The organism is Paenibacillus lacisoli, assembly GCF_030580655.1.
Lineage (GTDB): Bacteria > Bacillota > Bacilli > Paenibacillales > Paenibacillaceae > Paenibacillus > Paenibacillus lacisoli.
Window position 1 is genome coordinate 54,423 of the sequence record NZ_JAUQTB010000014.1, and the last position, 22,888, is coordinate 77,310.

A 22,888-nucleotide genomic window follows, 5' to 3' on the forward strand; every position below is an offset into this window, starting at 1 on the left:
TTGTAGTGCAAGCTGCCTGCACCGCAGTATCGGCAGGCTGGATTATCTGAACATACTGCCCGGAGCCTGCTTAACCAGACCCTGCTCAATCAGAACAACTCTATCGTTATTCTGCTTTCAGTGCCACAGCAGCAGCAGTACAGCTGTTATAACCCCCAGCCCGGCCATCCACGGCCCCGCGGGGCTGCCTTGAAGCGGATGAAGATACGTCCGGTCGGGATAAGCCCCAAACCCCTTTCCTTCCATCGCTCCTGCCGTCATCTGCACCCTGCGTACCGCATTCACCAGCACAGCCGTGAGGAAGCTGCCCCACCAGCGGAGCCGTGATCTCCAACCGCGCGGCGGTCTTTGTCCCCTGACACGCTGGGCAGCCGAAATCGTGCGGCCTTCCTCTTCGAGCAGCGGCAGGAATGACAGTGCTAACGATATCCCGAACGCAAACCGATAAGGCACCTTCAGCCTCCGGTGAAGTGCCTGTACAATCTGCTGCGGGTCTGTCGTTATGATAAAGGTCAGTGAGGATAGGAACAGAATGAACATACGCAGCGTCATGGCACCGGCAGCATTCAGTCCTTCGGAAGTGATATGCAGCAGCCCCCATGACCACAGAACATGTTCCCCGTTCACCGCAAGGGCAGTCAGCACAAAATACGGTACCGCCAATGCCAGCAGAAAAGACATCGTCCGCTGCATCCGGCCAAAGCCCATCCCTCCGGCCAGACGGGCGGCTGCAACGACGAACACCAGCAGGCCGAGCTCCCATCCGGCTGTATTCCAGCCCATAGCAAGCGCCGACACACAGAGCAGCAGAATAAATTTGCTGCCAGGCCCCAGTTTGTGAAGCAGGGAACGGCCCCGATCATATTGGAGCAGCATGATTTTTATCCCCTTTCTGCCATTCTTCATAGAGAAGTGAATACATTTGCATGTCCTTAAAACCTGACGCCGTGTGCTGTACCTGGCGCAGCAGCCCTTCCCTGGTGAAGCCGAGACTGGCCAGCAGTGCTGAGGAGCCGTCATTCCGGTGATCGACCAGACCTTCGATCCGGTTCAGTCTCATGGTCTCGAATCCGAACGTTAGAATCGCCTTTAGCGCCTCTGTCATATAGCCCTTACGCCAATAGGGTTTATGAATTTCATAACCGATCTCACCGCGGTAAGAACCCTTAATCTGCCAGCTGTTATATCCGCAGCTGCCCATCAGCCGCCCGGTGCTTTTATCCACGATCCCCCACCGGATCGCATCGTCTATCTCCGCCATATCGTTCAGAAAACCGATCATCTCTTCGGCTTCCTCTACACTGGTCATGGGAGAAATATTCATAAAGCGGGTCACTTCCCGGTCAGACCAGCATCTGTAGATTTCCGGAGCATCCTGCCGTGTCATCCTGCGGAGCTTCAGCCGGGGTGTCTCCAGTTCAGGGATATATCCTTTGCATGTATACACATTGCTTCCTCCTTTGCTGCACAATAAAAAAACGGTCAACCGTTGATCAATAAGACTCCATATGCCATCTAATCATAGGTCGCTTCCGAAGACAACCTTCTTTCCTGAATTTCTGTCCGTCTGCTCCAGCTTGGTTCGCAGCACGGATGAGCTGGCAAATTTGGGGTAATGATACTTAGAACGTTCAGGAGCCTGCCCGAAAGGGTAAGGCAAAATGGCATGGAAAGAAGGAGATGAACCTTGCTGTATTGGATCACCGCCGCTGTCCTCTGTTTTCCCCTTCTGGTTATCGCGAGCATTACCGGTATAGCCTTCCGGCTGATGGTCCAGATGAAGGTGCAGACCGAAGACCGCATCTTCCGCGTTGTGGAACAGCAGGGACAATACAGGCGCCGCCAGTATACCGAACTGCACAAGAAGAGTGTCAGCGTAACAAGCAGGGATGGCTTGAAGCTGCACGGTGTGCTCGTTGAACCTTTTCCCGGCTCAGGGAGATGGATGATTATCGTACACGGATATACCGCTTCTCACGCTGCCTCTGCCCAATTTGCTGACATGTTTATCGAAAAGGGATTTAATATACTTCTGATTGACCAGCGCCGTCATGGTAAAAGTGAGGGCCGCTTCACGACGTATGGTTTTCATGAAAAATATGACGTCGACGCATGGGTACACTGGCTGCTCGGCAGCCGGGGATCCGCGATAGATATCGGCCTGCACGGCCTATCTCTCGGCGGGGGCACTGTTCTCGAATATTTGGCCATTGCCCACCCTTCAGTTCGATTTGTCATTGCAGATTGCCCATACTCGGATCTGACCGAGCTGATGGCATACCAGATGACGGTTCTTAATCATATCCCTGCCCGACCTTTTCTGCAGCTGGTGAATGCACGGATATATCGCCGTGCCGGATTCAGACTGGAGGATGTCAGCCCGATCCGGGCAGTCCGATCCAGCCGTCTGCCTGTCCTGTTCATTCACGGCACGGCGGATACCTATGTCCCGACCTGGATGAGTGAGGCCATGTATGAGGTCAAACCGGAGCCCAAGCGTCTGTTCCTAGTCGAAGGCGGTTTGCACGCCAATGCTTACACGGCCGCTCCCGTTCCCTATCGGCTGGAGGTCCAGTCTTTTGTGGATCAGGTTATGACGATGGACCGGCCGGAGTCAGCATCGGAATCACGTCAACCTCAAGAATCCATGAACCGGATGAAAAATGCCCTGCTCCCGGCCGCTGCCTCGCTGCCGGATGCTTGAAGCCCAATCCAAGCTCCCTATTCCTAATGAACTCAAAACAACCCGCTTCCTTTGCGGAAGCGGGTTGTACGTATACAGATCATATTCTATAGGGGTCTTCTGTACTAAGAGGTTGCCCCCGACATCTGTTTCGCTCGGGATGGTTCTACGACCTCGCCGCACAAGCTGCTGAGCATGGCCTGAATCTCCTTGAACTCTTCAATTCCGGTTCCGGTTACGCTGAACTGATCATCATGAGCAGTCAGGAAATTTTCCTGTGTGAGATGTTCCAGCTCCTGCTTGACTTCTCGTTCACCGACACGGTATCCCCGGCTTTCCAGCGCGGGCAGGACATCACGTACCGTCAGGTCCTCCTGCTGAGCAAGATAAAGCATATGAATGCGGATAAACAAGTTCTGTACCTCTGCGTGCATGAATGCTCTCCTTCCCGGCGCTTGCGCCACGGTTGTATATCAACTACTTACCCGTGAACACCACCGGGGAATCAGAATTTATACCCATTTCATACCGGATCAGGCCAAAGATGAGATTCTCGGCATACTGGTGATGGATTTAGGCTGGTCGGCTTATGATAAAAACTTCTTATGGAAAAGTATTGACTACATCCCGCCAAAAAGCTATCCTATTTTAATTAACCGATGGTAGATAGGAGTGTGAGGTCCATGTTTCAAGCCGCTCCCTATGAAGGCGCGCGACATGAGCAGTTCTCTTCCGTGCTGGGCCAGCTTAAAGCGCTCATTCACGATGAGCCCAGCGCTGTAGCCAATATGGCGAATGCAGCAGCGCTGCTGAATCATTTTCTGGAAGATATCAACTGGGTGGGCTTCTACCTGTATGACGGCAAAGAGCTTGTACTTGGACCGTTCCAGGGCCTTCCAGCCTGTATTCGTATTCCGCTGGGCCGCGGTGTGTGCGGCACGTCGGCTTCCGAGCGCAAAACACTGGTTGTGGAGGACGTACACGCGTTCCCCGGTCATATCGCCTGTGATGCTGCCAGCAATAGCGAGATCGTTGTTCCCCTGGTCAAGGATGGCGAAATCTATGGTGTGCTGGATATCGACAGCCCCCTGAAAGGCCGCTTTGATGCCGAGGATCAGAGATTCTTGGAGGAATTCGTCTCTATTCTGGTTACGCAGCTGTAACAGGAGAAACCCGCAGATTTCAGGCAGCAAAAAGAGATTTCTCGAACAGTACACTGTACTGTAGGGGAAATCTCTTTTTTTGCATACCTGATTTCATATATATCGCGGCGGGTTCTGCAATCGGTAAACCCAATCAAAATGATGCGTATAAATCACCAGGTCTCCCGCCACAATAACTTGGGGCTTGATCCCAATTCACGAAGGAGGTTCATCCATGAACTATAACAACAGCGTAAGCCAGCAAATCCAGCAGTGCGAGCAAATCATGCAGCAGCTGATTCAGCAAACCCAGCAGGCGTCCTCTATGTATCAGCAAATGCTGCAGCAGGAACAGCAAAATGCTGCCCGTCTGGAAGAGCTTGCCCAACGTGAGCGCCAGGCTGCTCATATGATCCAAACAGCTTTGCAGGGCCACCAGACTGCGGTTCAGCAGTACCATCAGGTTACACAGCTGTGCAAGCAGCTGGAGAGCTCTATTCAGGCCTCCGCCCAGATGGTCCAGCCGCAGTTCGGCCGGGTTCAGGGCACAGCCCAGACCAGCAGCTTCGGCACTTCTTCAATAGAAAGCTTCGGCCATAACCCGGTGTCCTTCTCCGCGATTGGCAGCCACAACCCGCAGAACCGGACTGGCTTCAGCAACCACTAACTCGCAAAAAGGGGTGTGTCCGGCCTAACAACTGGAGACACCCCTTTGTGATAACCGCTCTGCGGCCAAGAAAATTCAAACTCTTACTGAAGCTCACGTTCGGCCAGTACCTTCATGGCATCACGGAGATACTCGGCAAGGCCCGGGCAATAGCTGTCATACAGCTTGCGGAAACTGTCCTGCTCCACATATAGCTCCCCAAGACCCTTATAGATCTCGGCGGTAGGCACGTAAAACTGCCGGACCCAATCCAGATGCTCGCGAACCAGCTCCTGAACCTTCTCAGCTTGCGGCTGGAGTCCTTCTTTCAGCAGACTGGCCAGCTTGCGGATAATGATGTCGAGCTCCGCCTGGGAGTCCAGATACTGCTCCTTGCTAGGCAGCTGGAACTCTGTGTCTGTGCCCGGATCCGCTTCATTGTAAGCAAGGGCAGGCGCATTCTGCTCCAGCAGGCCTGGATCAAACCCTGCAAACCATTCTTCCGGGTCCATCTTATGTTTTCCCTGGCAGCTTGCAACCGTTTTATCAATGGTCTGAGCCAGGGTGTACAGGCGGCTGGCTTGCTTCAGAAGCTTCTGCCTGAATTGGATCATGTCATTGACGATCCGGTTCTGATTTTGCTGGACCAGGAAATCTAGATCGGACAGCGGATACCCGCATTCCCGGTAAAACATGATATGCTGCAGCCGCTGAAGCTCCTCCTCCCCATACGGCTTTTCTCCATCAAGTCTGTTCGCCGTCTGCACGGCCTCATGATGCTCTTCCCCATAACCGGTTTTGAGAAGGCCGATCTCCTCATAAAAACTTAATGCCGGCTTGCTAAGACCCGATAACTGGGATAAATCCTCCATACTGTAAGCCAACCCCTCACCCCCTTGACCCCACTGGTTATTTTGACATCCTGCTGCCCGGCTGCTCCTTCTTAAGAAGGATACAAATTACTTTTGCCAAATCATTCTTATCATTTTATACCCTGCTGTATAAAGTTGAACCCTTTATTTGCCCTTGGCTGCCCGGCGGTAGCGCATGACCTTTCGGTACATGGACTTGTCTTTCAGCTGATTGAATATATAAGGATCCGGGTTCGTGTTGACCTCAATAATCCACGGAGTCATTCCGGCGTCCAAACCAACATCCACACCAATCTGCCGGATATTTGGATAGGTCTTGTTCATCTGACGAGCAATCCGCACACCCAGGGCATACAGTTCCTCCGTCAGCCTGGTCTGCTGCGCTGTGCCAAGATGTGATTGCAGCAGTGTGCCAATGGCAAGCGGGCGCCCGCCGCTGTGATAGTTCGTCACGATTTTCCCCTTTTGGCCGAGCCGGCCAATAATACCGGTAGCCTCCCAAACACCCTGCGGGCTGTTCTGCACCATTACACGAATATCGAATCTTCGTCCGCTGTGCTTCAGAAGCCGTATCCCTTTCTGGATCAGATAGCTGCGTTTGCCCACGGTCCGTGACAGACTTTGATAGAAAGCCGGAAAACTGTCAAAGTTGTGTACCTTTTCCTTGAGCTGATACTTGTAACTCCCCTCCTTATGCTCGGCCCGGATCACGCCGTTTCCATAGGTTCCCCGTTCCGGTTTGATATAAATCATCTTGTAATCCCGGATCATTTGCTTCAGATTAGCTTCGTTCCATCTGCGGGTATCCGGGATGAACGGCTTGATGCTGCTGTTCTGCAGCAGAATTTTGGTCTTGATCCACTTGCTCTGCACCTTGGCCGCCTGCTTTACCTTCAATGTCCTCTCCCCTCTCTGCCGCGCATGTGTCGAAGATGTCCCGACTGCTCGGTCCATGCATCCTATGCCTTGGTATAAAGGTTTGAATGAAACATCCGCCTGCTGAACACAAACAATGTGTGAACAGCCCGTACGTCTCTCAACCGGCGGACATAGAATACCGCATAACGCTCTCGGCGCTAATCTAAAAATCTATGACGGAAAGAGATGATCATGTGTCTGCTTCTCCCGCAAGGCTGCACCGCCCAGAGAAGATTGATATTCTGATTCCTGCCATCGAAAAAGATCTATCCACGCTACCCTATGTCATAGACGGTCTCCGCCAGCATGTCCGGCATCCCATCGGCTCCATCTATATCGTATCTCCCCAGAGCCCGGCCATCCGCAGGCTGTGCTCGCGCAAGCAATGCACATTTGTCGATGAACGAACCGTACTCCCGCTGACCAAAAAAGACATTGTCTACCGCTCAAAAAAGTGGGACCGTTCCGGCTGGCTCTATCAGCAGCTGCTGAAGCTGAATGGCGACCAGATTGCCAAAGCCGCTTTTTATCTGGTTGTAGATGCTGATACCGTCTTCATTCGTCCACACACATTCCGCCGGCAGGACAAGACCGTTTTCTATACCCGGAACTGGAGTCAGCCTGAATATTTCCGGACGTACCGGAAGCTGATGGGTCATCAGGCGCCTTCACCGCGTTCTTTTGTCACCCACTATATGCTCTTCGAGAAGGCCCGTGTCCGTGAACTGAAGAAGGATATCGAAACCCGTCACGGCACCGTCTGGTACCGCGCTATTCTTCGCAGCATTGACCGGACCAAGCAGTTCGGCTTCTCGGAGTTCGAGACCTACGCGAATTATATGTACACCCGCAATCCCAATCAGATGATGCTGAAGCCGTCCCTGAACAAGGCGCTGCACACATCTGCCAAAATGCTGACCGGTGAACGGCGGACACAGCTGGCCCGTAAATATCGTTCCCTGTCTTTTCACGAACGCAAAATATACCGCAGAACCCCGTAAAAGGAGGAGATAGGCTTGCATATCGTTCTGTTATGCGGCGGCTCCGGCAAGCGGCTGTGGCCGCTCTCGAATGAAATCCGCTCCAAGCTGTTTCTGGAAGTGCTTCCGGCTCCGGGCGGAGGTTATGAATGTATGCTCAGCCGGGTGCTCCGGCAGCTGGAAAGCGCCGGGCTGCTGAACTCTACCCTGCTGGTGACACACAGCGATCAGGCCGCCCTTGCATCAGCATATGCGGGTAACCGGGCCGCTGTGCTGGCGGAGCCGCACAAACGGGGTACGTTTACAGCGACGGTACTGGCCGCGCTGGCCCTTGAGGAGCGCGAAGAACCGGAAGACGGCCTGATGTGCGTCGTTCCGGCAGATACGTATGCGGATGACCGGTTCTGGCAGCTGCTCGGCCAGCTCCCTAAGGTACTGGAAACCTCGGGTGCGGATATAGCGCTCCTCGGGACGGAGCCCACGCAGGTCTCCAGTCAGTTCGGTTATATTGTTCCGGAAGCCCGGGAAAATGAACGTGCTGCTGACTATAAAAAGGTTGCCCGCTTTGCCGAGAAGCCTTCCCCTGAAGAAGCCGCACGTCTGATTAACGAAGGAGCCTTGTGGAACTGCGGCGTCTTCGTCTTCCGCCGCCGCAGTCTCGGCGAGTATATACAGCGTGCAGGACTGCCGCTTCATGCGCAAGAGCTGTTGGAGCAGTATGAGAAGCTGCCCGTCCGGAGCTTCGACCAGGAGGTGGTCGAACGCAGCCGGCAGATCGCGGTTGTACGCTATGCAGGAGAATGGCAGGACCTTGGCAGCTGGAGCGCTCTGACGGCCAAGCTGGCGGAGCCTGTGACCGGAAAAGGCTTGATCAGCGGAAGCTCCCCGAACAGCCACATTGTGAATGAGCTGCCTTTTCCACTGCATATTATCAACGTACCGGACATTATCGCAGCCGCCAGCCGCGATGGTATCCTGATCGCAGCCAAGGAAGAAGCGAACCGGATCAAGGATTTGCTCGGACAAGAGCAGCAGGATATGCTGTTCCGCTCCGCTTGTCCACCGCCAAGGCCGGGGAATGTCGAGACTTCCCACCTGTTCCTCCGCCCGGGCCAGAACCTGACGTTGGGCGCCGGTCGCACAGGCTCATGCTGGTGGCTGATCCTCAAAGGAGCCGGCACCGCAGGGTCGGCAGAAGGCGGAAGCCGGCCATTTGCACCAGGACAAGTATTGCGTTCCGAAGTTCATCCTTTTCAGCTGTCGGCCTTACAGGATACCGAGCTGCTGGAAATCCGCTTTTCCCCTGAACTATGAAATCTGCAGGCATAACAAAAAAGGAGGGTTTCCCCTCCTTTTATCTGTGTAACCGGTCATTCCAGTGTGCGATTGAACACAACGAGCTTCATTTCCAGCATTTCTTCCATCGCATATTTAACACCTTCACGTCCCACACCGCTCTGTTTCACACCACCGTAAGGCATATGGTCTACACGGAATGTAGGAATATCATTGATCATAACCCCGCCAACGTGCAGACGTTCCGAGGCATCCAGCGCTGCACGGAGATCTTGAGTAAAGATACCGGCCTGCAGGCCATAATCCGAGTGGTTGACATGCTCGATGGCTTCCTCCAGTGAATGAACCGGATTAATCATGACGATCGGTGCGAACACCTCGTGACTGGAAACCTTTGCCTCCGGATTTACGTTCAGCAGCACGGTTGGCTGCAGCACCTGACCTTCTGCCTGACCGCCCAGCATGAGCTCTGCCCCGCCTTCGCGTGCTTCACGAATCCAGTCCAGTGTCCGCTGCACATCCTTCGCCGATATTAGCGCCGATACATCGGTCTCTTCCGAGAACGGGTCCCCTGTCTTCAAGGTCTTCGCCGCTTCCACAAATTTCGTGACGAACTCGTCATAACGCTCCTGGAGCACATAGATGCGCTGGAGCGAAATACATACCTGCCCCTGATACCCGAACGCCCCGCTCACACAGCGTGCGGCAATCTTGTCAATTTCGGTGTCCCGGTCAATGATGACTGCGGAATTCGAACCAAGCTCCAGCATGACCTTCTTCAGGCCTGCCTTGGAGCGGATCTCCGTGCCCACTCTCGGGCTGCCGGTGAAAGTAATATAGTTCACCCTCGGATCAGTCACAAGCCGGTCTCCGACCGTTTTGCCATCACCGCTGATCACATTCAAAGCGCCCGCCGGCAGTCCGGCTTCATGCAGGAGGCCTGCGATGAAGTAGGAGGAGAGCGGCGTCTGTTCTGCAGGCTTCAGCACGACCGTATTGCCTGCGGCCAGTGCAGGACCGACCTTATGGGCGACCAGGTTCATCGGAAAATTGAACGGCGTAATTGCCCCAACCACACCGACCGGGTATTTCACGGTGTAGGCCAGGCGCCCTTCTCCTCCGGGCGCAGCGTCCAGGGGCACCGTCTCCCCATGAATTCGCTTGGCCTCTTCGGCCGCGAATTTGTAGGTCTGGACGGTGCGGTCGACCTCGGCCAACGCCGTCTTGACCGGCTTGGCCGCTTCGGCGGCGATCAGACGCGCCGCCTCCTCCCTGCGGGCGTGCAGCTTCGCCGCCAGCTGCTCCAGAATGTCTGCCCGCTGATGGGCAGGCATGGCACGCATCTTCCCGGCAGCTCGGGCCGCGGCTGTGATTGCTGCGTCCACTTCCGCAGCCCCTGCTTCGGCAACTTCCGCTACCAGCTCGCCGGAATACGGGGAACGCAGCTCGGTATATGCTGCAGCCTCGTGCTCCTGTCCGCCAATCCATAAATGCTGTTTATTCATCCTACTTCACCGTCAGCACAGGACAGGGAGCGTGGGCGATAACGCTGTGGCTTACACTGCCGAGCAGCATTTCCTTCACCAGGCTGTGTCCTCGTGTCCCCATAATGATCAGGTCGGCGTTCTTTTCCCGCGCTGCCTGGCAGATCACCTCAGCAGGATTACCGTGTGCGGCTGCCATTTCATACGTAATTCCCGATCCGGCCAGTAAATCGGCGGCCGGCTCCAGAATATGCCGCCCCTCCTCTTCGATGCGGTCGTCGACATCGACGCCAACCGGCGGTTCATTCATGGCAATGGAAGGATTAACGTGCAGTACTGTCATCGCTGTCTCACCTTGCAGGCTGACAGCCAGCGTTTTGGCTGTATTCAGGGCATGCATGGAATGCTCAGAACCATCAACAGCCACCAAAATATGCTTGAACATACGTAATCAGCCTCCTTACCTCAATTTACAATCCTTTAAATCTCTACTCTTCTGTTTCCCTAGTGTCCGTCTATAACAATAGAAGCAACATGGCGGCGGCGGAACAGCAGAACGATCACACCTACCAGCACCATAGCGGCACCAAAGTAGAACGGCGTCTCAGCCGCATACCATTCGGACAGCTTGCCAGCCAGCCAAGGGGAGATCGCACCGCCCAGGAAACGCAGGAAGCTGTATGCTGCCGAAGCAGTAGAACGTTCCACCGGCGCAGCCTGCATGACTGCTGTAGTAATCAAGGTATTGTTAATACCCAGGAAAATACCCGCCACAATAACGGCCACGATCACCGTTGTCGGAGAGTTATTAATCGTACCTACGGCCATAACACCCAGATCAATAGCAAACAGGGTCAGCATGACACTAATCGATGATACCGTACTGAAACGTCTCTGTATTTTCGGGGCTACAACGACGGAGGTCACAGCCAGCAGAATGCCCCATCCGAAGAAAACATATCCCAAGCCGTGCTCATCCAAATGCATGACATAAGGAGAATACGCCATCAGGGTAAAGAAACCGAAGTTATAGAGCAGCGCAACAATACCAAGCGTCAGCAGGGCCGGATACGACAGTGCCTTGAAGGGATCCGCAATGGAACCGCGCTTCTTCGGTTTTGGAATTTTGGGAAGCATGAACAAAATGAACAGGAAGCCAATCAGCATCAGACCGCTGACACCGAAGAACGGGCCGCGCCATGAGATCGAGCCCAGCTCACCGCCAAGCAGCGGTCCTACAGAAATACCAAGACCGAGAGCAGCTTCATACAAAATAATGGCTTTGGCTGTTCCGGACGTAGAAAGGCCGACAATCGCAGACAGGGCTGTCGCAATAAACAAAGCGTTCCCGAGGCCCCAGCCTGCACGGAAGCCGACAATACCGCCGACCGTATCCGCCGTACCGCCAAGAGCTGCAAAAATAACCGTCAGCAGCATCCCGGTCAGGAGCGTCCATTTGACTCCCAGACGACTGGATACAACGCCGGTAATCAGCATGGCTATCCCGGTTACCAGATTATAGCTGGTGAACAGCAGGGATACCTGGCTTTTGCTGGCATGCAGCTGCTCTGCAATCGCAGGCAGAATCGGGTCTACCAGACCTAGACCCATAAACGAAATCACGCAGGCAAATGCAACCGCCCAGACCGCTTTGGGCTGGGACAACATACCTCCGCGTTCGCGTAAATCTCCTTGTGCTGAAGTATCTGATTTCATAACATGTATAACCTCCACCGTGATGTTGTAATCTAGGATTCCTTGCCAATTTCCTGATCCAGCTTCGCAAGTCCCTGCCGGACTCGAACACGAAGCTCTTCGAGCTCAGCCTGCAGCGTACGAATGCTGCTAATCTTGCGTTTCATCAGCAGCAGCTGCTCGTCCAGCGTCTGATTCATCTCGATCAGCTTGTTTTTCCGTTCCTCGGGGCTGAAGCGTTCCGTATGTTGACGGTAATTCTGCCGCTGGTCATTCAGCTGATCGGCTGCCTGCATGTAATACTGCAGCTCCTGAAGCGAGAATCCGAGGACATCTTTGGCTGCCACAATTTTCTTAAGCCGCTCAATATCTTCCTGGGTGTACAGCCGAATATTGCCTTCACTCCGCTGGGGAGAGGGCAGCAATCCAATCTCCTCGTAATAGCGGATCGTGCGCTTGGTCAGGCCGCATTCTTTGGCAACCTCATCGATTTTGAACAGGTCCAATGAACTATGCCTCCTCAAGTCATAAATTTCCCCATTCATTTGGTATCAAGCTGTTAAACAGCTCAAAATGAATAAAAAATAATGGTTTACGTAAACTTTCATGAAACATCATAGTTCTATCTTACTCCCCTATAACGTTAACGTCAACGTAAACTTACAGAAAAAAATTGACGTAATGACCTTTATTAGTCGTGTTCATGACGGCTGCTGATGTTATATTTTACATTATATTTTAATAATCCCATCTATTAAGGAGCGTCTACTCATGGCAGATTTCCGATTCCCCCGAGCTGTTCCCGAGACCGTTGGTATTCATTCTGCAGGTATAGAGCAGTTTATACATAAGGCAGACGGGCTGGGGCAGTTCCTGCACAGCCTTATGGTGTTGAGACATGGACAAGTGGCGGCCGAAGCCTGGTGGTCCCCCTACCAGTCCAGTTACAAGCACGCCGTCTATTCGCTGACCAAAAGCTTCACCTCTTCTGCCATCGGCATCGCCGCTCATGAAGGACTGCTGAACATTGAAGATCTGGTCGTTTCCTTTTTTCCTGAGTATCTGACGCAGGCTATCCCGGACCTGCTTGGACGGCTTACGGTCCGGTACCTCCTGATGATGGCAGCAGGTCAGGATGAAGATGCGAACCAGGCGATGCTGCAGCAGCCGGATGGGGATTGGGCGGCCGCCTTTTTCGGGATTCCGGTAACGCATGAACCAGGGACACGTTTCATCTACAACAGCGGAGCCAGTTATATGCTGTCTGCCATTGTGCAGCGAGCGGCTGGACAATCCATGGAGCAGTATCTGCAAACCCGTCTGTTCGAACCGCTGGGAATCACCGATTACGAGTGGGCCAGCTGTCCCCGCGGCAAAACTGTTGGGGGCTGGGGACTTAAGCTGCGCACCGAGGATACCGCCAAATTTGGTCAGCTGTATCTCCAGCGGGGCTGGTGGAACGGCCGCAGCCTCATTCCGGAAGCCTGGGTAGATGAAGCCAGCACGTTCCACGTGGAAACAGGTACAGAGCCTGATCACCAATGGCACCAGGGGTATGGTTATCAGTTCTGGCTGTGCAGGTCCGGAGCTTACCGCGCAGACGGTGCCTTTGGCCAGATGGCCATTGTACTGCCCCATCTGGACGCTGTTGTCGTGTTCACGGCAGGCAGTCAGCATACAGAACTCCTATTGAACACCGTATGGGATCAGCTGCTGTCTGCCTTCACAGACCAACCTCTGCCCCCCGCTCCAGCAAATCATGCCTCTTTACAGCGTACCCTTGCCGCCCTATCCTATCCGCCCGCCCAGGGTTCTAACGTTCCCACACCCATGGAATGGACAGGCAAAGTGTACCGTTTTCCGCCTAACCCGGTGCTCGAAACGCTGCAGATCAATGATGACGGGCAGGATCGTCTTCAGCTGCTGGTGACCGGCGAACAAGGCATACATCGCTTGACGTACGGACGTGGAGCCTGGCTTGCTGTAACAAGCAGTTTGTTCAATTACAGCGGGGTTCAGGGGGCGTCGAGCATCTGTGGACCTCTTATGCCTGGCTGGATGACCACACGCTGGAGCTGCTGCATATCAGCAGAGAAACACCATTCCATCACCGGATCGAACTGAAAAGGAACGACTCCGATGTGCAGTTATTTTTTTCGCTGAATGTCGGTGCAGATCCGGATGCCATGCAAGTTTTGATCGGTACTGAATGTTAGTTGCAGGAATTTGCAAAAGATTATGCTATACTTTTCATAGTTCAGCATTCTGTTTAAGTGGAAAGGAACGAATCAGCATCATGGATTATAAAGTAGTTTTCTTTGACATTGACGGAACGCTCGTTGATGAGACCAAGCAGGTTCCGCAGGATACGATTGACGCGATTGCCCAGCTCCAGGCGAACGGCATCGAGGCCGTTATCGCTACAGGACGCGCTCCTTATTTCTTCAAGCCCATCGCCGAACAACTGGGCATTGACTCTTTTGTCAGCCTGAACGGCGCGTACGCTGTCTATCAGGGAGAGACCGTCTACAAGTTCTCCATTCCGAGAGAACATCTGGAGCTGCTCGTGAAGGAAGCGGCCAAAAACAATCATTCGCTTGTATTTGAAGGCGGAGAGACTTATTTCAGCAATGTCGAGGATCATCCCCATATGGTTGATTCGGTGGCATCGCTCCGTGTGGATTTTCCCGGTTATGATCCGGATTTCTGGCAAAAAGAAGATATCTATCAGGTCTTCCTTCACTGCACACCGGAAGACGAGCATCTTTATGAGAATATTTTCCCCGATCTGCGGCTGGTGCGCTGGCATCCGACGGCGATGGATGTTATGCCTGTGGGCGGCTCCAAAGCTAGAGGCATTGAAGCTATGCTGCAGAAACTGAACATCCCGATTGAACAGACCGCAGCCTTCGGTGACGGACTGAACGATAAAGAAATGCTGGAGACGGTAGGACTGGGCATTGCGATGGGGAACTCGCATCCTGACCTGAAGCCGTTCGCCGACTATGTTACAACAGATGTGGACAAGGGCGGCATCGCGAGTGCCCTCCGTCACTTCGGATTGATCTGATACAAAAAGGCTGCACGGAATGAAACCGTGCAGCCTTTTTGTATCTATTCATTTCGGATACGGGAATACACTGCCAGATTAATAAAAGTCCCTTTCTCATACTCATAATCACGGAGCACCCCTTCCAGGCTGAATCCCAGCCTGCTCAGCAGACGGCCTGACGCCAAGTTGGCCGGGTCTACCTTTGCTTCAATCCGGTGGAGCTGCATCGACTCCCATCCATACCGCAGGATACATTCCAACGCTTCTGTCATCCACCCATCTCCCCAATAATCGGATAACAGATCATAGCCCAGCTCTGCTCGGCGGTGGGTATGGTCCCACTCCAGGTATCCGCAGGTCCCGATTACTCGTCCTGTACGACGATCTTCCATCAGCCAGCGGATTCCTGTCTGCTTTTCAAAGATGCTGCGATGCCATCCAAGCTCATCCAACGCCTCTTCTAAGGTAGTAAATGAAGATAAGGGCAAGTACTGGACCACTTCCTCACTTCCATAGAGTGTCAGCATGCTTGCTGCATCCTCATTCTGTCCCATTCGAAGACGCAGCCGGTCGGTATGCAGCTCTGGAAAATCAGCAGTCGGCTGTTCCGGCTCATGATCGTTCAGCAGCTTGGACATGAAATATTCATCCACATATTCCCCTTCGATCCAGAGAGAGTTCCTCTTCACTCCTTCAATGACAAAGCCCATCTTTGTATACAATCTAACAGCCCGGGTATTCGGCTTCACCACGGTCAATTCAAGGCGGACCAGCTGCTGCTGCTGGGCCCACTGCTCCATCGCCGCAAACAAGGCACTTCCGATGCCGCGGGATGTATAGACGGCCTTGATCCCGATGACAAGATAAGCTGAATGCCGGCTGCGGTTGGTGTTACCGCCTACAGCGAACATATAGCCTGCCAGCTCTCCTTCTTCCTCTGCCACCAGCAGGTTGCTGTTATCCTGCACCAGAAGCTGCTGAATTCTTTTCTCCATCTGTTCCGGTGTCATTCTCCGTTCTCCCGCTTCATACATCATAAATCCGGACTCTTGCTCAACCTGATTCATCGTCTGAACGAGCGCCGCCGCATCGGCTGTGCCGGCCTGTCTGATCATACTCACCACTCCTGTCGGATATCCGTTCCATATATTGTAACATATGTCCGATGAACTCAAATCCCTTTCGGACGTCAAAAAGCCGCCAGCTGGGTTGATAGCGCTGACGGCTGAATCTGAGCGTGTATATGGTATCGAGTGGTTGAGCTTAATTCGTAAAAATATGACGCCCCACAGTCACGACGGCCTGCCGATTTTTACTCCATTCGGAGGTCGCCAGCTGTGGGTTATAATAGAACAGCGATCCGTTCGTCGGATCTGCTCCGTTCAATGCTGCCCGTGCAGCGCGGTAAGCCTTCCGGTTCGGGGCCAATTGATACTGTCCATCGTCTACAGCCGTGAACTGTCCAGGCTGCAAAATAATTTCCGAGATGGATCTCGGGAACAAGCCGGATTCCAGACGGTTCAGGACAACAGCGCCTACAGCGATCTGCCCTTCCAGTGATTCTCCGCGTGCTTCCGCGTAGATAATACGGGCCAGATCGTTCAGCTCCTGCTGGCTCGCCTGATATCTGACTTTGCTGACAGCTGTTTGTGCACTTTCTGAATGGCTGCCGTTCAGCTTCGCCTGGGTTGCGGGACCTGCTATACCATCTATGGCCAAGCCATGGTCCTGCTGGAAGCGGGTGACCGCCCCCGTCGTAATGCTGCCATAATATCCTGTAAATCCGGCTTCAAAATATCCGCGGGCATGCAGCTCACGCTGAAGCTGAGCGACCTCGTTATTTTTCATTCCGGTCTGAAGTGTCTGTGCTTGTGCCGGTGCCGCAGCAAAGGCAAGACCTGCTGCACAGGTCAAAGATGCAATTAGAGCGGGTAATTTCTTCATGTTTCGAGACAACCTCCACTTTCATTTTCTGTACGGACCCGTTGTCCGTCATACCAATTTCAGGGGCGTTTATCCGATCGGGAAGCTGCCGCACACGCTCGGGACGGCATCGACGCAATGAATGTCATATCGGATGGTGTAGTGCCTGGCGTCCGTAGTAGTATAGCACATGCCATAGGGCCGTAAATCCAACCGTTGTCCCAACTTCAGGCATCAAAAAAGGCTCTTTCCGAGGAAAGAGCCCTTCATATCATTTGAAACTAAGCCTTTGGTATCAATGTGGAGCTCGCTGGCCAGCTTCCGCACCGCTTGTTCTTACACGTTTGATGAACAGGGCGAGCACCAGGCCGACAACCGCGATAATGACACCGAAAATGAAGGCATGCTGTACCCCCTGCGTCATAGCCAGAGGAGCTTTCGTCAGATCGGCAGGGTTGATCTGATTGTCGATATAATACTGCTTCGTACCCGAAGACAGGATACTTACCGCAACAGCCGTACCAATCGCACCGGCCACCTGCTGCAGGGTATTCATAATTGCCGTACCGTGCGGGTAGTATTCCGGCGGAAGCTGATTCAGACCATTCGTCTGACCCGGCATGAACACCATGGATACACCGATCATCAGGCAGGTGTGGAGGACGATAATCACCGCGACCGTTGTTGTCAGACTGATGCTGGAGAAGAACCACAGAATGACTCCGATAATGATCAGACCGGGAATAACGAGCCATTTGGGACCGAACTTATCGAACAGGCGTCCCATAATCGGAGACATAATCCCGTTGATAATGCCGCCTGGCAGCAGCAGCAAGCCTGCCTGGAAGGCGGTTTTGCCCATTCCCTGCTGCAGATACAGCGGCAGAATCAGCATGGAGGACAGAATAACCATCATGCAGACAAGGACAAGCATCGTACCTACTGTAAACATCGGATAACGGAACGCACGCAGATTCATCATCGGCTGCTTCATGGTCAACTGACGAATGGCAAAGGCGATCAAAGCTACAACCCCTACGATCAGGGAAATAATAACGCGTTCGCTGGTCCAGCCTCCTTCACCTTCACCTGCACTGCTGAAGCCGAAAACGATCCCGCCAAAGCCAAGCGTAGACAGCAGGATTGACAGCAGGTCAAAGCGCGGGCGCGTCGGCTCCCCGATATTCTGCATCGATACAATACCGAAGATCAGACTGATCAGCAAAAACGGGAGTGACAGCCAGAAAATCCAGTGCCAGCTCAGGTTCTGAATCAGAAGTCCCGCTATGGTTGGGCCCACAGCAGGTGCTACCATGATCACGAGACCGATGACGCCCATAGCGGCGCCGCGTTTCTCCGGCGGGAAAATGACAAGAATCGTGTTAAACATCAGCGGCAGCAGCAGACCTGTGCCTATCGCCTGAACGACACGCGCGATGAGCAGAAGTTCAAAGTTCGGCGCAATAGCCGCAATAAACGTACCGACAATAGAGAAACTTACCGCAGCTATAAACAGCTGGCGGGTCGTAAAGCACTGCAGCAGCATGCCGGATACCGGCACAAGAATACCCAGTGTCAGCAGATAGGCTGTCGTCAGCCACTGCGCCGTTGCCGGTGTAATATGCAGCAGGTTGATCAGATCACTGAGCGCCACATTAAGTGCCGTCTCACTGAACATACCGATAAAGCCGCTGAGCAGCAGTGCGATCAGAATCGGCATCGGCCTGAAATTTTTGCCCTCGAGGGGCTTGGTTTGTTGCATGGTTGCTTCCAAGGTTCCATCCTCCCAATCATTTATAACTCTCTGTTTGTAGTTGTTCAGCCTATTTGGCTTTGAGTAACTAAGACAACGACGGACAATTCTTTACCAGATACGGGACGTATTTGATTGCCGTCTCAAGCGGCTTCGGATCCCGGTTGGTCAGTGTGAGAATCAGGGCTCCCTCCAGCATAGCAATGAAGATTGAAGCCGTCTCATCGGCTCTCTCCGCACTCATTTGTTCTTCGCGCAGATGCTCGGCAATGACGTCCTGCCATTCGGTGAAGGCGCTTTGGCACGCTTTTCTCATAGTGTCACTGATACAGGACGTCTCCGCAGCCATCCAGAAGCTGAATGGCATAAACCCCCTGTATTGTGAGCTGCGTGATTCTTCCACCATCCCCTCAATGAACAGTTGAAGGCCCTCCACGGTATTGGCGGACTCGCTGACACAGGTTCTGATCTTTTCAATCACGGATTGGCTGGCACAATGTATGCATTCCACCGCCAACTCCTCTTTGCCGTCAGGAAAATAATAATACAGCGATCCCTTAGGAGAGTGACTTTCCTTGATAATCTGATTCAAACCTGTTCCGTGATATCCCTGGGTGAAGAATAGTTTGGCCGCCGTCTCCACGATCTGACCCCGTGAATTCGGCTTTTCTGGCATAGACTCCTCCCTTTCTCATTATAACAACTGGTCTAGATATTTTTATCACAAATTTGAAGCGTAAGTCAACTGTTTTCTGAATTAAGGCTGCCATATTTTCACATAAAAAAAGCCGCCGGAAACCAGCGGATTCTTATATTCAGCTTAATGGAGCAGGAGTCCCTGAATTCCCATCGCCGCGATCATAATCATGCCGATGCGCAGTGTAGCATCCAAGGATAAGCCCATCAGAGACTGATAGGTCTGCAGGCTGCGTCCCAATCTCATCGGGCCATACATTCGTCCGTACATCCGCCACACCGGCCAGGCCGCCGCCAAAGCTGCAATGGCATAGATCGGCAGGATCCCCTGCCATACGCAGAGCGCTATACTGAGGCAGGCTAACCCCAGCAGCATCGGGGAGAGGCGGAATGATTTGCTTTCTCCCCACATGACAACAAGCGTATATTTGCCGGCCTGCCGGTCGGTTCTCCAATGCAGAAAATGATGATTAAAGAAGGTCAGCGTCGTCAGCAATCCCATCGGCAGAGAGAGCAGCAGCAGCCGGGAATCAAAATGAGACGTCTGTACATAATATGCGCCCATCACAGGTAAAATGCCAAAAGCGATGACATGAGCAGCTTCGCTGGTTCCTCGGCCCCAATAGCCGAACCGTACAGGGGCCCCGACATAGAAATAAGCCAGCCCCACGCCGATCAGACCAAGCCCCAGTGCCCACCAGCCGGCGTAGAAAGCGAGATACACACAGCAAAGGACAGCAATGCCCAGCATGGACCAGCAAACCGCGGCAAATTGACGCAGGCTCCAGATTCCCTGGGTCAGATAGCCGGAATCAGTGGATAACGATTCTTCCGAGGCAAATGCGGCAGGATCGACGCCGCTGCGATAATCGACAATATCGTTATACATGGTGGAGAACAAGTGAGCCGCCCCTGACCCGATCAGTGTAATCAGGAAGGGCAGCACATGGAATTCGCCATCCCAAAGATAAGCCGCCAGCGCGCCCAGCACAATACAGATCAGCATCATGGGGAGAAAATGCATCCGTGATGCCTGCTTGAATTGCTTCAGCATGTTCATGGGCTATCCACCTTTCTATGTACAGCATTAATAGTATGCCTAGTTTTTCCTCATAAACAGGATATATACGGAATTAAACACAATGCATGCACTTCAACCAGCCCCTGCCGGGACTGTTGTACAATCGGCAGCTTTTCTTCAAGGATGGGCCTCATGTTCCCTGAACTAGTAAAAAGCCTGAGGCTCCCTTGTAAAAGAGGCTCAGGCTTTGCATTTATTCTGTTCTTTCCGTTAATTCAGGAATCCCTCAAGCGCTATCGTCGGTTTGCCGTCAGCCTGCCAGGCTCCCTTGTTGTAACCGCCATTATAGCCCGGTGCCGCCTCAGGCTCCCAATAGAATACGCCAAGCCCCTTACCGTTCGGGAGACTGCGTACTTTGTTCTTGATGTCCGAGATGAAGGATTTGGCCGCAGCAGGCTGGCTGTAATCCAATCCAATTTCGGAGATCATAACGCCTTTGCCATACGAAGATATCATATTCTGGGCATTGCTGACTGTCTGGGTCACTTTGGTTGACCAGTCTGAAGCAGTTGGATACAGCGACATGCCTACAATGTCAAATTTGGCTCCATTGCTGACCAGACCGCCGATGTTCCACTTGAACACCTCGCTGTCATAGCCGTTGGCGAGGTGAACGATGGTCTGGGTCGAGCTGCTGACTGATTTTACGGCGTTATGCCCGGTCGTTACAATCTGTGCGTAATTCTTCATGCTAACCGAAGCCTTACCCTCTTCCCACAGCATACCATTATTCGTCTCGTTACCGATCTGCACCCAATCCGGGGTTACCCCCTTGATCTTCATCGTGTTTATCACATAAACAGTATGGCTGTAGACCGAATCCAGCAGCTGCTGGAAGGTGAAGCCGCGCCATGCGTAAGGCTTGGTCTGCTGACCCGGATCGGCCCAGGAATCGCTGTAATGCAGGGTCAGCATCACACTCATACCCAGGTTTTTGGCACGCTGTGCCAGCTCAGAAGCCTTCTCTGCATTCAGATAACCATTCTGGTAATCACTCATATTCGGATTCACCCATACACGGATACGGACCGAGTTGATCTGATAATCGTTCTTCAGAATCTGCAAAAGGTCCCGCTTCACCCCGTTTTTGTCCTTCCAGCTGTAACCTTGGGCTTCCATCCCCGCCATCCAGCTGATGTCCGCTCCTTTGGCGAATGCAGGTGCAGCTTCTGCTTTCCAGCTGCCGAAGGGAACTATAATCAGCGCAAGCAGAGACAGACTGGCAGCGAGCATGGATATCCACTTCCTTGAACCTCGGATCATATGATTCAACATCCTCCTTAGAAGAAATTTGAAGCTTTTTTATTGTAAGCGTTTACTTCATAAGGATACAGGATATAATGTTAAGTTTTCTGCGCTTTTGCCAAGGTTATGTTCCCTCCCCTACAGATGCTCGGCGCAAAAAAACCTGAGCGCCCAATGCGCCCAGGTTGCAAGAAACAATTCCACTACAATCCGGCCGAGGCCTGCCCCGCCCCAGCCTGGCGGCTCCAATGGCGGTAGCCTGCCATGACACCGAGCAGCAGCACGATAAACCCGGCCGCATAACTGCCGATTAGCCACAGGGATGCGGCCGGCTCCGCATGGTCCAGCACATAACCCAGCAGTGCGGGGAACAGAGCCCCGCCGAATCCCGCACAGCCTGTGATCAGGACCGTTACCAGCCGGGCCATGCCCGGCAGCGAGTGATTGGCATAGACCATCGTGATTGAATAAACCCCGGACAGCGTCAGTCCAAGCATCGTCACAAAAATATAGCCGGCAGCCTCGACATCCAGCAGGAGCAGTGCAGCGACAGCAACCAGCGTCAGCAGCATGCTGCCCATCAGAAAACGGCTGTAATTGATCCGGCGGATGATCCAGCCTGTGGCCAGACGGCCAATGACCATAGCTACCCAGAAAAGCCCGATACTGATCGAAGCACTGGAAGGCGCTGCATGGAAATACGATACGAAAATGGAAGAAAGGAAATTGTTCAGACTCCCCTCAATCCCGCAGTACAGAAAAATCATCAGCAGGAACAGGGTCAGCAGCCATCCCTTGCTTCGCCGGGACAGCTCTGCCGGCGGTGCTGCTTCGGCCGCATCTGTCCCTTCCGTGATATCTGTCTCTTCCTTCCGATACTGCAGCCTCATCCATACGACAGCGAGTACGGCAGCTAGTATCCCTGTAACCCATAAGGAAGATTGCCATGATCCCTGCTTGATGAAGAAGCTCGCAACAAATGGCATAAGCAAGGCTCCCAGACCGAATGATACCTCCAGGTAGCTCATGACCACGGCACGGCGGCCAATGAACATCTCCATCATCAGTGAGGCAACCACCACTTCCAGTGAAGAAGCCCCGATACTGTTCAGCAGATTAATGGCCGTCACCCAGCCGAATGGCGGCAGGGCCAGCATCGCAAACTGGGACAGCGCGATCACGATACAGGCCGCACTGAGCGTCACCTTTTCTCCGAATTTCTTCAGTATGTATGCCGAGATCGGAACACCTGCCATAAAACCCACTGATCCCGCGAATACGAGCTGACCACCGTCCGTGTAGCTCCTGTTATAGTGCTCCAGCAGCTGCGGCATGACAGAACCAATCGTTGTAATGACCAACCCTGCCAGTAAATACAAGGCATACGATGCCCAGGTAAACTGTTTCATTCCCTTCCCCGCT

The 22,888-nt window shown here is 53.2% G+C and carries 24 protein-coding genes; 8 read left to right on the plus strand and 16 right to left on the minus strand.

Annotated features, from left to right (window positions below):
- Positions 1 to 117: 117 nt before the first annotated feature.
- Complete coding sequence (locus tag Q5741_RS17960; RefSeq protein WP_305025494.1) at positions 118 to 876, minus strand: energy-coupling factor transporter transmembrane component T family protein; 759 nt, start codon at positions 874 to 876, stop codon at positions 118 to 120.
- Positions 860 to 1,447 (minus strand): GNAT family N-acetyltransferase, encoded by a 588-nt coding sequence (locus Q5741_RS17965; protein ID WP_305025495.1) that lies wholly within the window; start codon positions 1,445 to 1,447, stop codon positions 860 to 862. Before Q5741_RS17965 ends, Q5741_RS17960 begins: the two co-directional genes overlap by 17 nt.
- Positions 1,448 to 1,687: 240 nt before the next feature.
- On the opposite strand from Q5741_RS17965, the gene Q5741_RS17970 reads away from it, so the two are divergent.
- Complete coding sequence (locus Q5741_RS17970; RefSeq protein ID WP_305025496.1) at positions 1,688 to 2,704, plus strand: alpha/beta hydrolase; 1,017 nt, start codon at positions 1,688 to 1,690, stop codon at positions 2,702 to 2,704.
- 104 nt (positions 2,705 to 2,808) lie between these two features.
- Here Q5741_RS17970 and Q5741_RS17975 read toward each other — a convergent pair whose 3' ends face one another.
- A complete protein-coding gene (locus tag Q5741_RS17975) occupies positions 2,809 to 3,117 on the minus strand; it encodes a hypothetical protein (protein ID WP_305025497.1) in 309 nt (102 codons plus the stop codon).
- Here Q5741_RS17975 and Q5741_RS17980 point away from each other — a divergent pair.
- The 3 genes from Q5741_RS17980 to Q5741_RS17990 all read left to right on the plus strand — a co-directional run bounded on the left by Q5741_RS17980 (position 3,116) and on the right by Q5741_RS17990 (position 4,492).
- Positions 3,116 to 3,349, plus strand: a complete 234-nt coding sequence (locus Q5741_RS17980) for a hypothetical protein (RefSeq protein ID WP_305025498.1) — start codon at positions 3,116 to 3,118, stop codon at positions 3,347 to 3,349. The two genes, Q5741_RS17975 and Q5741_RS17980, sit on opposite strands and share 2 nt — an antisense overlap.
- A 17-nt stretch (positions 3,350 to 3,366) precedes the next feature.
- On the plus strand, positions 3,367 to 3,846 hold the full coding sequence (locus tag Q5741_RS17985; protein ID WP_305025499.1) for a GAF domain-containing protein: 480 nt from the start codon (positions 3,367 to 3,369) through the stop codon (positions 3,844 to 3,846).
- 214 nt (positions 3,847 to 4,060) lie between these two features.
- Positions 4,061 to 4,492 (plus strand): AMP-dependent synthetase and ligase, encoded by a 432-nt coding sequence (locus Q5741_RS17990; RefSeq protein ID WP_305025500.1) that lies wholly within the window; start codon positions 4,061 to 4,063, stop codon positions 4,490 to 4,492.
- An 83-nt stretch (positions 4,493 to 4,575) separates the two neighbouring features.
- Here Q5741_RS17990 and Q5741_RS17995 read toward each other — a convergent pair whose 3' ends face one another.
- Both Q5741_RS17995 and Q5741_RS18000 read right to left on the minus strand, forming a co-directional pair.
- Positions 4,576 to 5,355: a MerR family transcriptional regulator gene (locus Q5741_RS17995; RefSeq protein WP_305025501.1), complete on the minus strand. Its 780-nt coding sequence runs from the start codon at positions 5,353 to 5,355 to the stop codon at positions 4,576 to 4,578.
- Between the two features lie 132 nt (positions 5,356 to 5,487).
- Positions 5,488 to 6,240, minus strand: a complete 753-nt coding sequence (locus Q5741_RS18000) for a YheC/YheD family protein (protein ID WP_305025502.1) — start codon at positions 6,238 to 6,240, stop codon at positions 5,488 to 5,490.
- A 194-nt stretch (positions 6,241 to 6,434) separates the two neighbouring features.
- Between Q5741_RS18000 and Q5741_RS18005 the strand changes: the two genes are divergently transcribed.
- Positions 6,435 to 7,262, plus strand: coding sequence for a DUF6492 family protein (locus Q5741_RS18005; protein ID WP_305025503.1), 828 nt, complete (start codon positions 6,435 to 6,437; stop codon positions 7,260 to 7,262).
- Between the two features lie 15 nt (positions 7,263 to 7,277).
- Complete coding sequence (locus tag Q5741_RS18010; protein WP_305025504.1) at positions 7,278 to 8,555, plus strand: sugar phosphate nucleotidyltransferase; 1,278 nt, start codon at positions 7,278 to 7,280, stop codon at positions 8,553 to 8,555.
- A 56-nt stretch (positions 8,556 to 8,611) separates the two neighbouring features.
- Here the strand turns inward: Q5741_RS18010 and Q5741_RS18015 are convergent, their stop codons facing one another.
- Genes Q5741_RS18015 through Q5741_RS18030 form a run of 4 tightly spaced genes read right to left on the minus strand, consistent with a single transcriptional unit; the run spans position 8,612 to position 12,222 of the window.
- The gene (locus Q5741_RS18015; RefSeq protein ID WP_305025505.1) at positions 8,612 to 10,042 is read right to left on the minus strand and encodes an aldehyde dehydrogenase family protein; all 1,431 of its coding nucleotides are present in this window, start codon (positions 10,040 to 10,042) and stop codon (positions 8,612 to 8,614) included.
- A gap of 1 nt (position 10,043) precedes the next feature.
- Positions 10,044 to 10,466, minus strand: coding sequence for a universal stress protein (locus Q5741_RS18020; protein ID WP_305025506.1), 423 nt, complete (start codon positions 10,464 to 10,466; stop codon positions 10,044 to 10,046).
- A gap of 59 nt (positions 10,467 to 10,525) precedes the next feature.
- Entirely contained in the window at positions 10,526 to 11,737 is a 1,212-nt protein-coding gene (locus Q5741_RS18025; protein ID WP_305025507.1) for an MFS transporter, read from the minus strand.
- Positions 11,738 to 11,769: 32 nt separating this feature from the next.
- On the minus strand, positions 11,770 to 12,222 hold the full coding sequence (locus tag Q5741_RS18030) for a MerR family transcriptional regulator (protein ID WP_305025508.1): 453 nt from the start codon (positions 12,220 to 12,222) through the stop codon (positions 11,770 to 11,772).
- A gap of 265 nt (positions 12,223 to 12,487) precedes the next feature.
- On the opposite strand from Q5741_RS18030, the gene Q5741_RS18035 reads away from it, so the two are divergent.
- On the plus strand, positions 12,488 to 13,840 hold the full coding sequence (locus Q5741_RS18035; protein WP_305025509.1) for a serine hydrolase domain-containing protein: 1,353 nt from the start codon (positions 12,488 to 12,490) through the stop codon (positions 13,838 to 13,840).
- Positions 13,841 to 14,012: 172 nt separating this feature from the next.
- A complete protein-coding gene (locus Q5741_RS18040) occupies positions 14,013 to 14,786 on the plus strand; it encodes a Cof-type HAD-IIB family hydrolase (protein WP_305025510.1) in 774 nt (257 codons plus the stop codon).
- A 44-nt stretch (positions 14,787 to 14,830) separates the two neighbouring features.
- Here Q5741_RS18040 and Q5741_RS21620 read toward each other — a convergent pair whose 3' ends face one another.
- From Q5741_RS21620 to Q5741_RS18080, 7 genes are all read right to left on the minus strand, one after another.
- Positions 14,831 to 15,883 (minus strand): GNAT family N-acetyltransferase, encoded by a 1,053-nt coding sequence (locus Q5741_RS21620; protein ID WP_345784171.1) that lies wholly within the window; start codon positions 15,881 to 15,883, stop codon positions 14,831 to 14,833.
- A gap of 148 nt (positions 15,884 to 16,031) precedes the next feature.
- Complete coding sequence (locus Q5741_RS18055; RefSeq protein ID WP_305025511.1) at positions 16,032 to 16,712, minus strand: cell wall hydrolase; 681 nt, start codon at positions 16,710 to 16,712, stop codon at positions 16,032 to 16,034.
- A 274-nt stretch (positions 16,713 to 16,986) separates the two neighbouring features.
- Positions 16,987 to 18,453: a DHA2 family efflux MFS transporter permease subunit gene (locus Q5741_RS18060; RefSeq protein ID WP_305025535.1), complete on the minus strand. Its 1,467-nt coding sequence runs from the start codon at positions 18,451 to 18,453 to the stop codon at positions 16,987 to 16,989.
- A gap of 79 nt (positions 18,454 to 18,532) precedes the next feature.
- The gene (locus Q5741_RS18065) at positions 18,533 to 19,120 is read right to left on the minus strand and encodes a TetR/AcrR family transcriptional regulator (RefSeq protein ID WP_305025512.1); all 588 of its coding nucleotides are present in this window, start codon (positions 19,118 to 19,120) and stop codon (positions 18,533 to 18,535) included.
- A 144-nt stretch (positions 19,121 to 19,264) separates the two neighbouring features.
- Positions 19,265 to 20,200, minus strand: a complete 936-nt coding sequence (locus Q5741_RS18070) for a prenyltransferase (protein ID WP_305025513.1) — start codon at positions 20,198 to 20,200, stop codon at positions 19,265 to 19,267.
- A 231-nt stretch (positions 20,201 to 20,431) separates the two neighbouring features.
- Positions 20,432 to 21,484: a glycoside hydrolase family 53 protein gene (locus Q5741_RS18075; RefSeq protein ID WP_305025516.1), complete on the minus strand. Its 1,053-nt coding sequence runs from the start codon at positions 21,482 to 21,484 to the stop codon at positions 20,432 to 20,434.
- Positions 21,485 to 21,669: 185 nt separating this feature from the next.
- Complete coding sequence (locus Q5741_RS18080; protein WP_305025517.1) at positions 21,670 to 22,875, minus strand: MFS transporter; 1,206 nt, start codon at positions 22,873 to 22,875, stop codon at positions 21,670 to 21,672.
- Positions 22,876 to 22,888 lie beyond the last annotated feature (13 nt).

Coding starts and splice junctions, on each gene's coding strand:
- Q5741_RS18005 (WP_305025503.1), top strand. CDS start 6,435: ATGACGGAAAGAGATGATCATGTGTCTGCTTCTCCCGCAAGGCTGCAC.
- Q5741_RS17985 (WP_305025499.1), top strand. CDS start 3,367: ATGTTTCAAGCCGCTCCCTATGAAGGCGCGCGACATGAGCAGTTCTCT.
- Q5741_RS18020 (WP_305025506.1), bottom strand. CDS start 10,466: ATGTTCAAGCATATTTTGGTGGCTGTTGATGGTTCTGAGCATTCCATG.
- Q5741_RS17960 (WP_305025494.1), bottom strand. CDS start 876: ATGCTGCTCCAATATGATCGGGGCCGTTCCCTGCTTCACAAACTGGGG.
- Q5741_RS18080 (WP_305025517.1), bottom strand. CDS start 22,875: ATGAAACAGTTTACCTGGGCATCGTATGCCTTGTATTTACTGGCAGGG.
- Q5741_RS18015 (WP_305025505.1), bottom strand. CDS start 10,042: ATGAATAAACAGCATTTATGGATTGGCGGACAGGAGCACGAGGCTGCA.
- Q5741_RS17975 (WP_305025497.1), bottom strand. CDS start 3,117: ATGCACGCAGAGGTACAGAACTTGTTTATCCGCATTCATATGCTTTAT.
- Q5741_RS18060 (WP_305025535.1), bottom strand. CDS start 18,453: ATGCAACAAACCAAGCCCCTCGAGGGCAAAAATTTCAGGCCGATGCCG.
- Q5741_RS17980 (WP_305025498.1), top strand. CDS start 3,116: ATGAATGCTCTCCTTCCCGGCGCTTGCGCCACGGTTGTATATCAACTA.
- Q5741_RS18070 (WP_305025513.1), bottom strand. CDS start 20,200: ATGAACATGCTGAAGCAATTCAAGCAGGCATCACGGATGCATTTTCTC.
- Q5741_RS21620 (WP_345784171.1), bottom strand. CDS start 15,883: ATGATCAGACAGGCCGGCACAGCCGATGCGGCGGCGCTCGTTCAGACG.
- Q5741_RS18040 (WP_305025510.1), top strand. CDS start 14,013: ATGGATTATAAAGTAGTTTTCTTTGACATTGACGGAACGCTCGTTGAT.
- Q5741_RS18025 (WP_305025507.1), bottom strand. CDS start 11,737: ATGAAATCAGATACTTCAGCACAAGGAGATTTACGCGAACGCGGAGGT.
- Q5741_RS18035 (WP_305025509.1), top strand. CDS start 12,488: ATGGCAGATTTCCGATTCCCCCGAGCTGTTCCCGAGACCGTTGGTATT.
- Q5741_RS17990 (WP_305025500.1), top strand. CDS start 4,061: ATGAACTATAACAACAGCGTAAGCCAGCAAATCCAGCAGTGCGAGCAA.
- Q5741_RS18065 (WP_305025512.1), bottom strand. CDS start 19,120: ATGCCAGAAAAGCCGAATTCACGGGGTCAGATCGTGGAGACGGCGGCC.
- Q5741_RS18055 (WP_305025511.1), bottom strand. CDS start 16,712: ATGAAGAAATTACCCGCTCTAATTGCATCTTTGACCTGTGCAGCAGGT.
- Q5741_RS18075 (WP_305025516.1), bottom strand. CDS start 21,484: ATGATCCGAGGTTCAAGGAAGTGGATATCCATGCTCGCTGCCAGTCTG.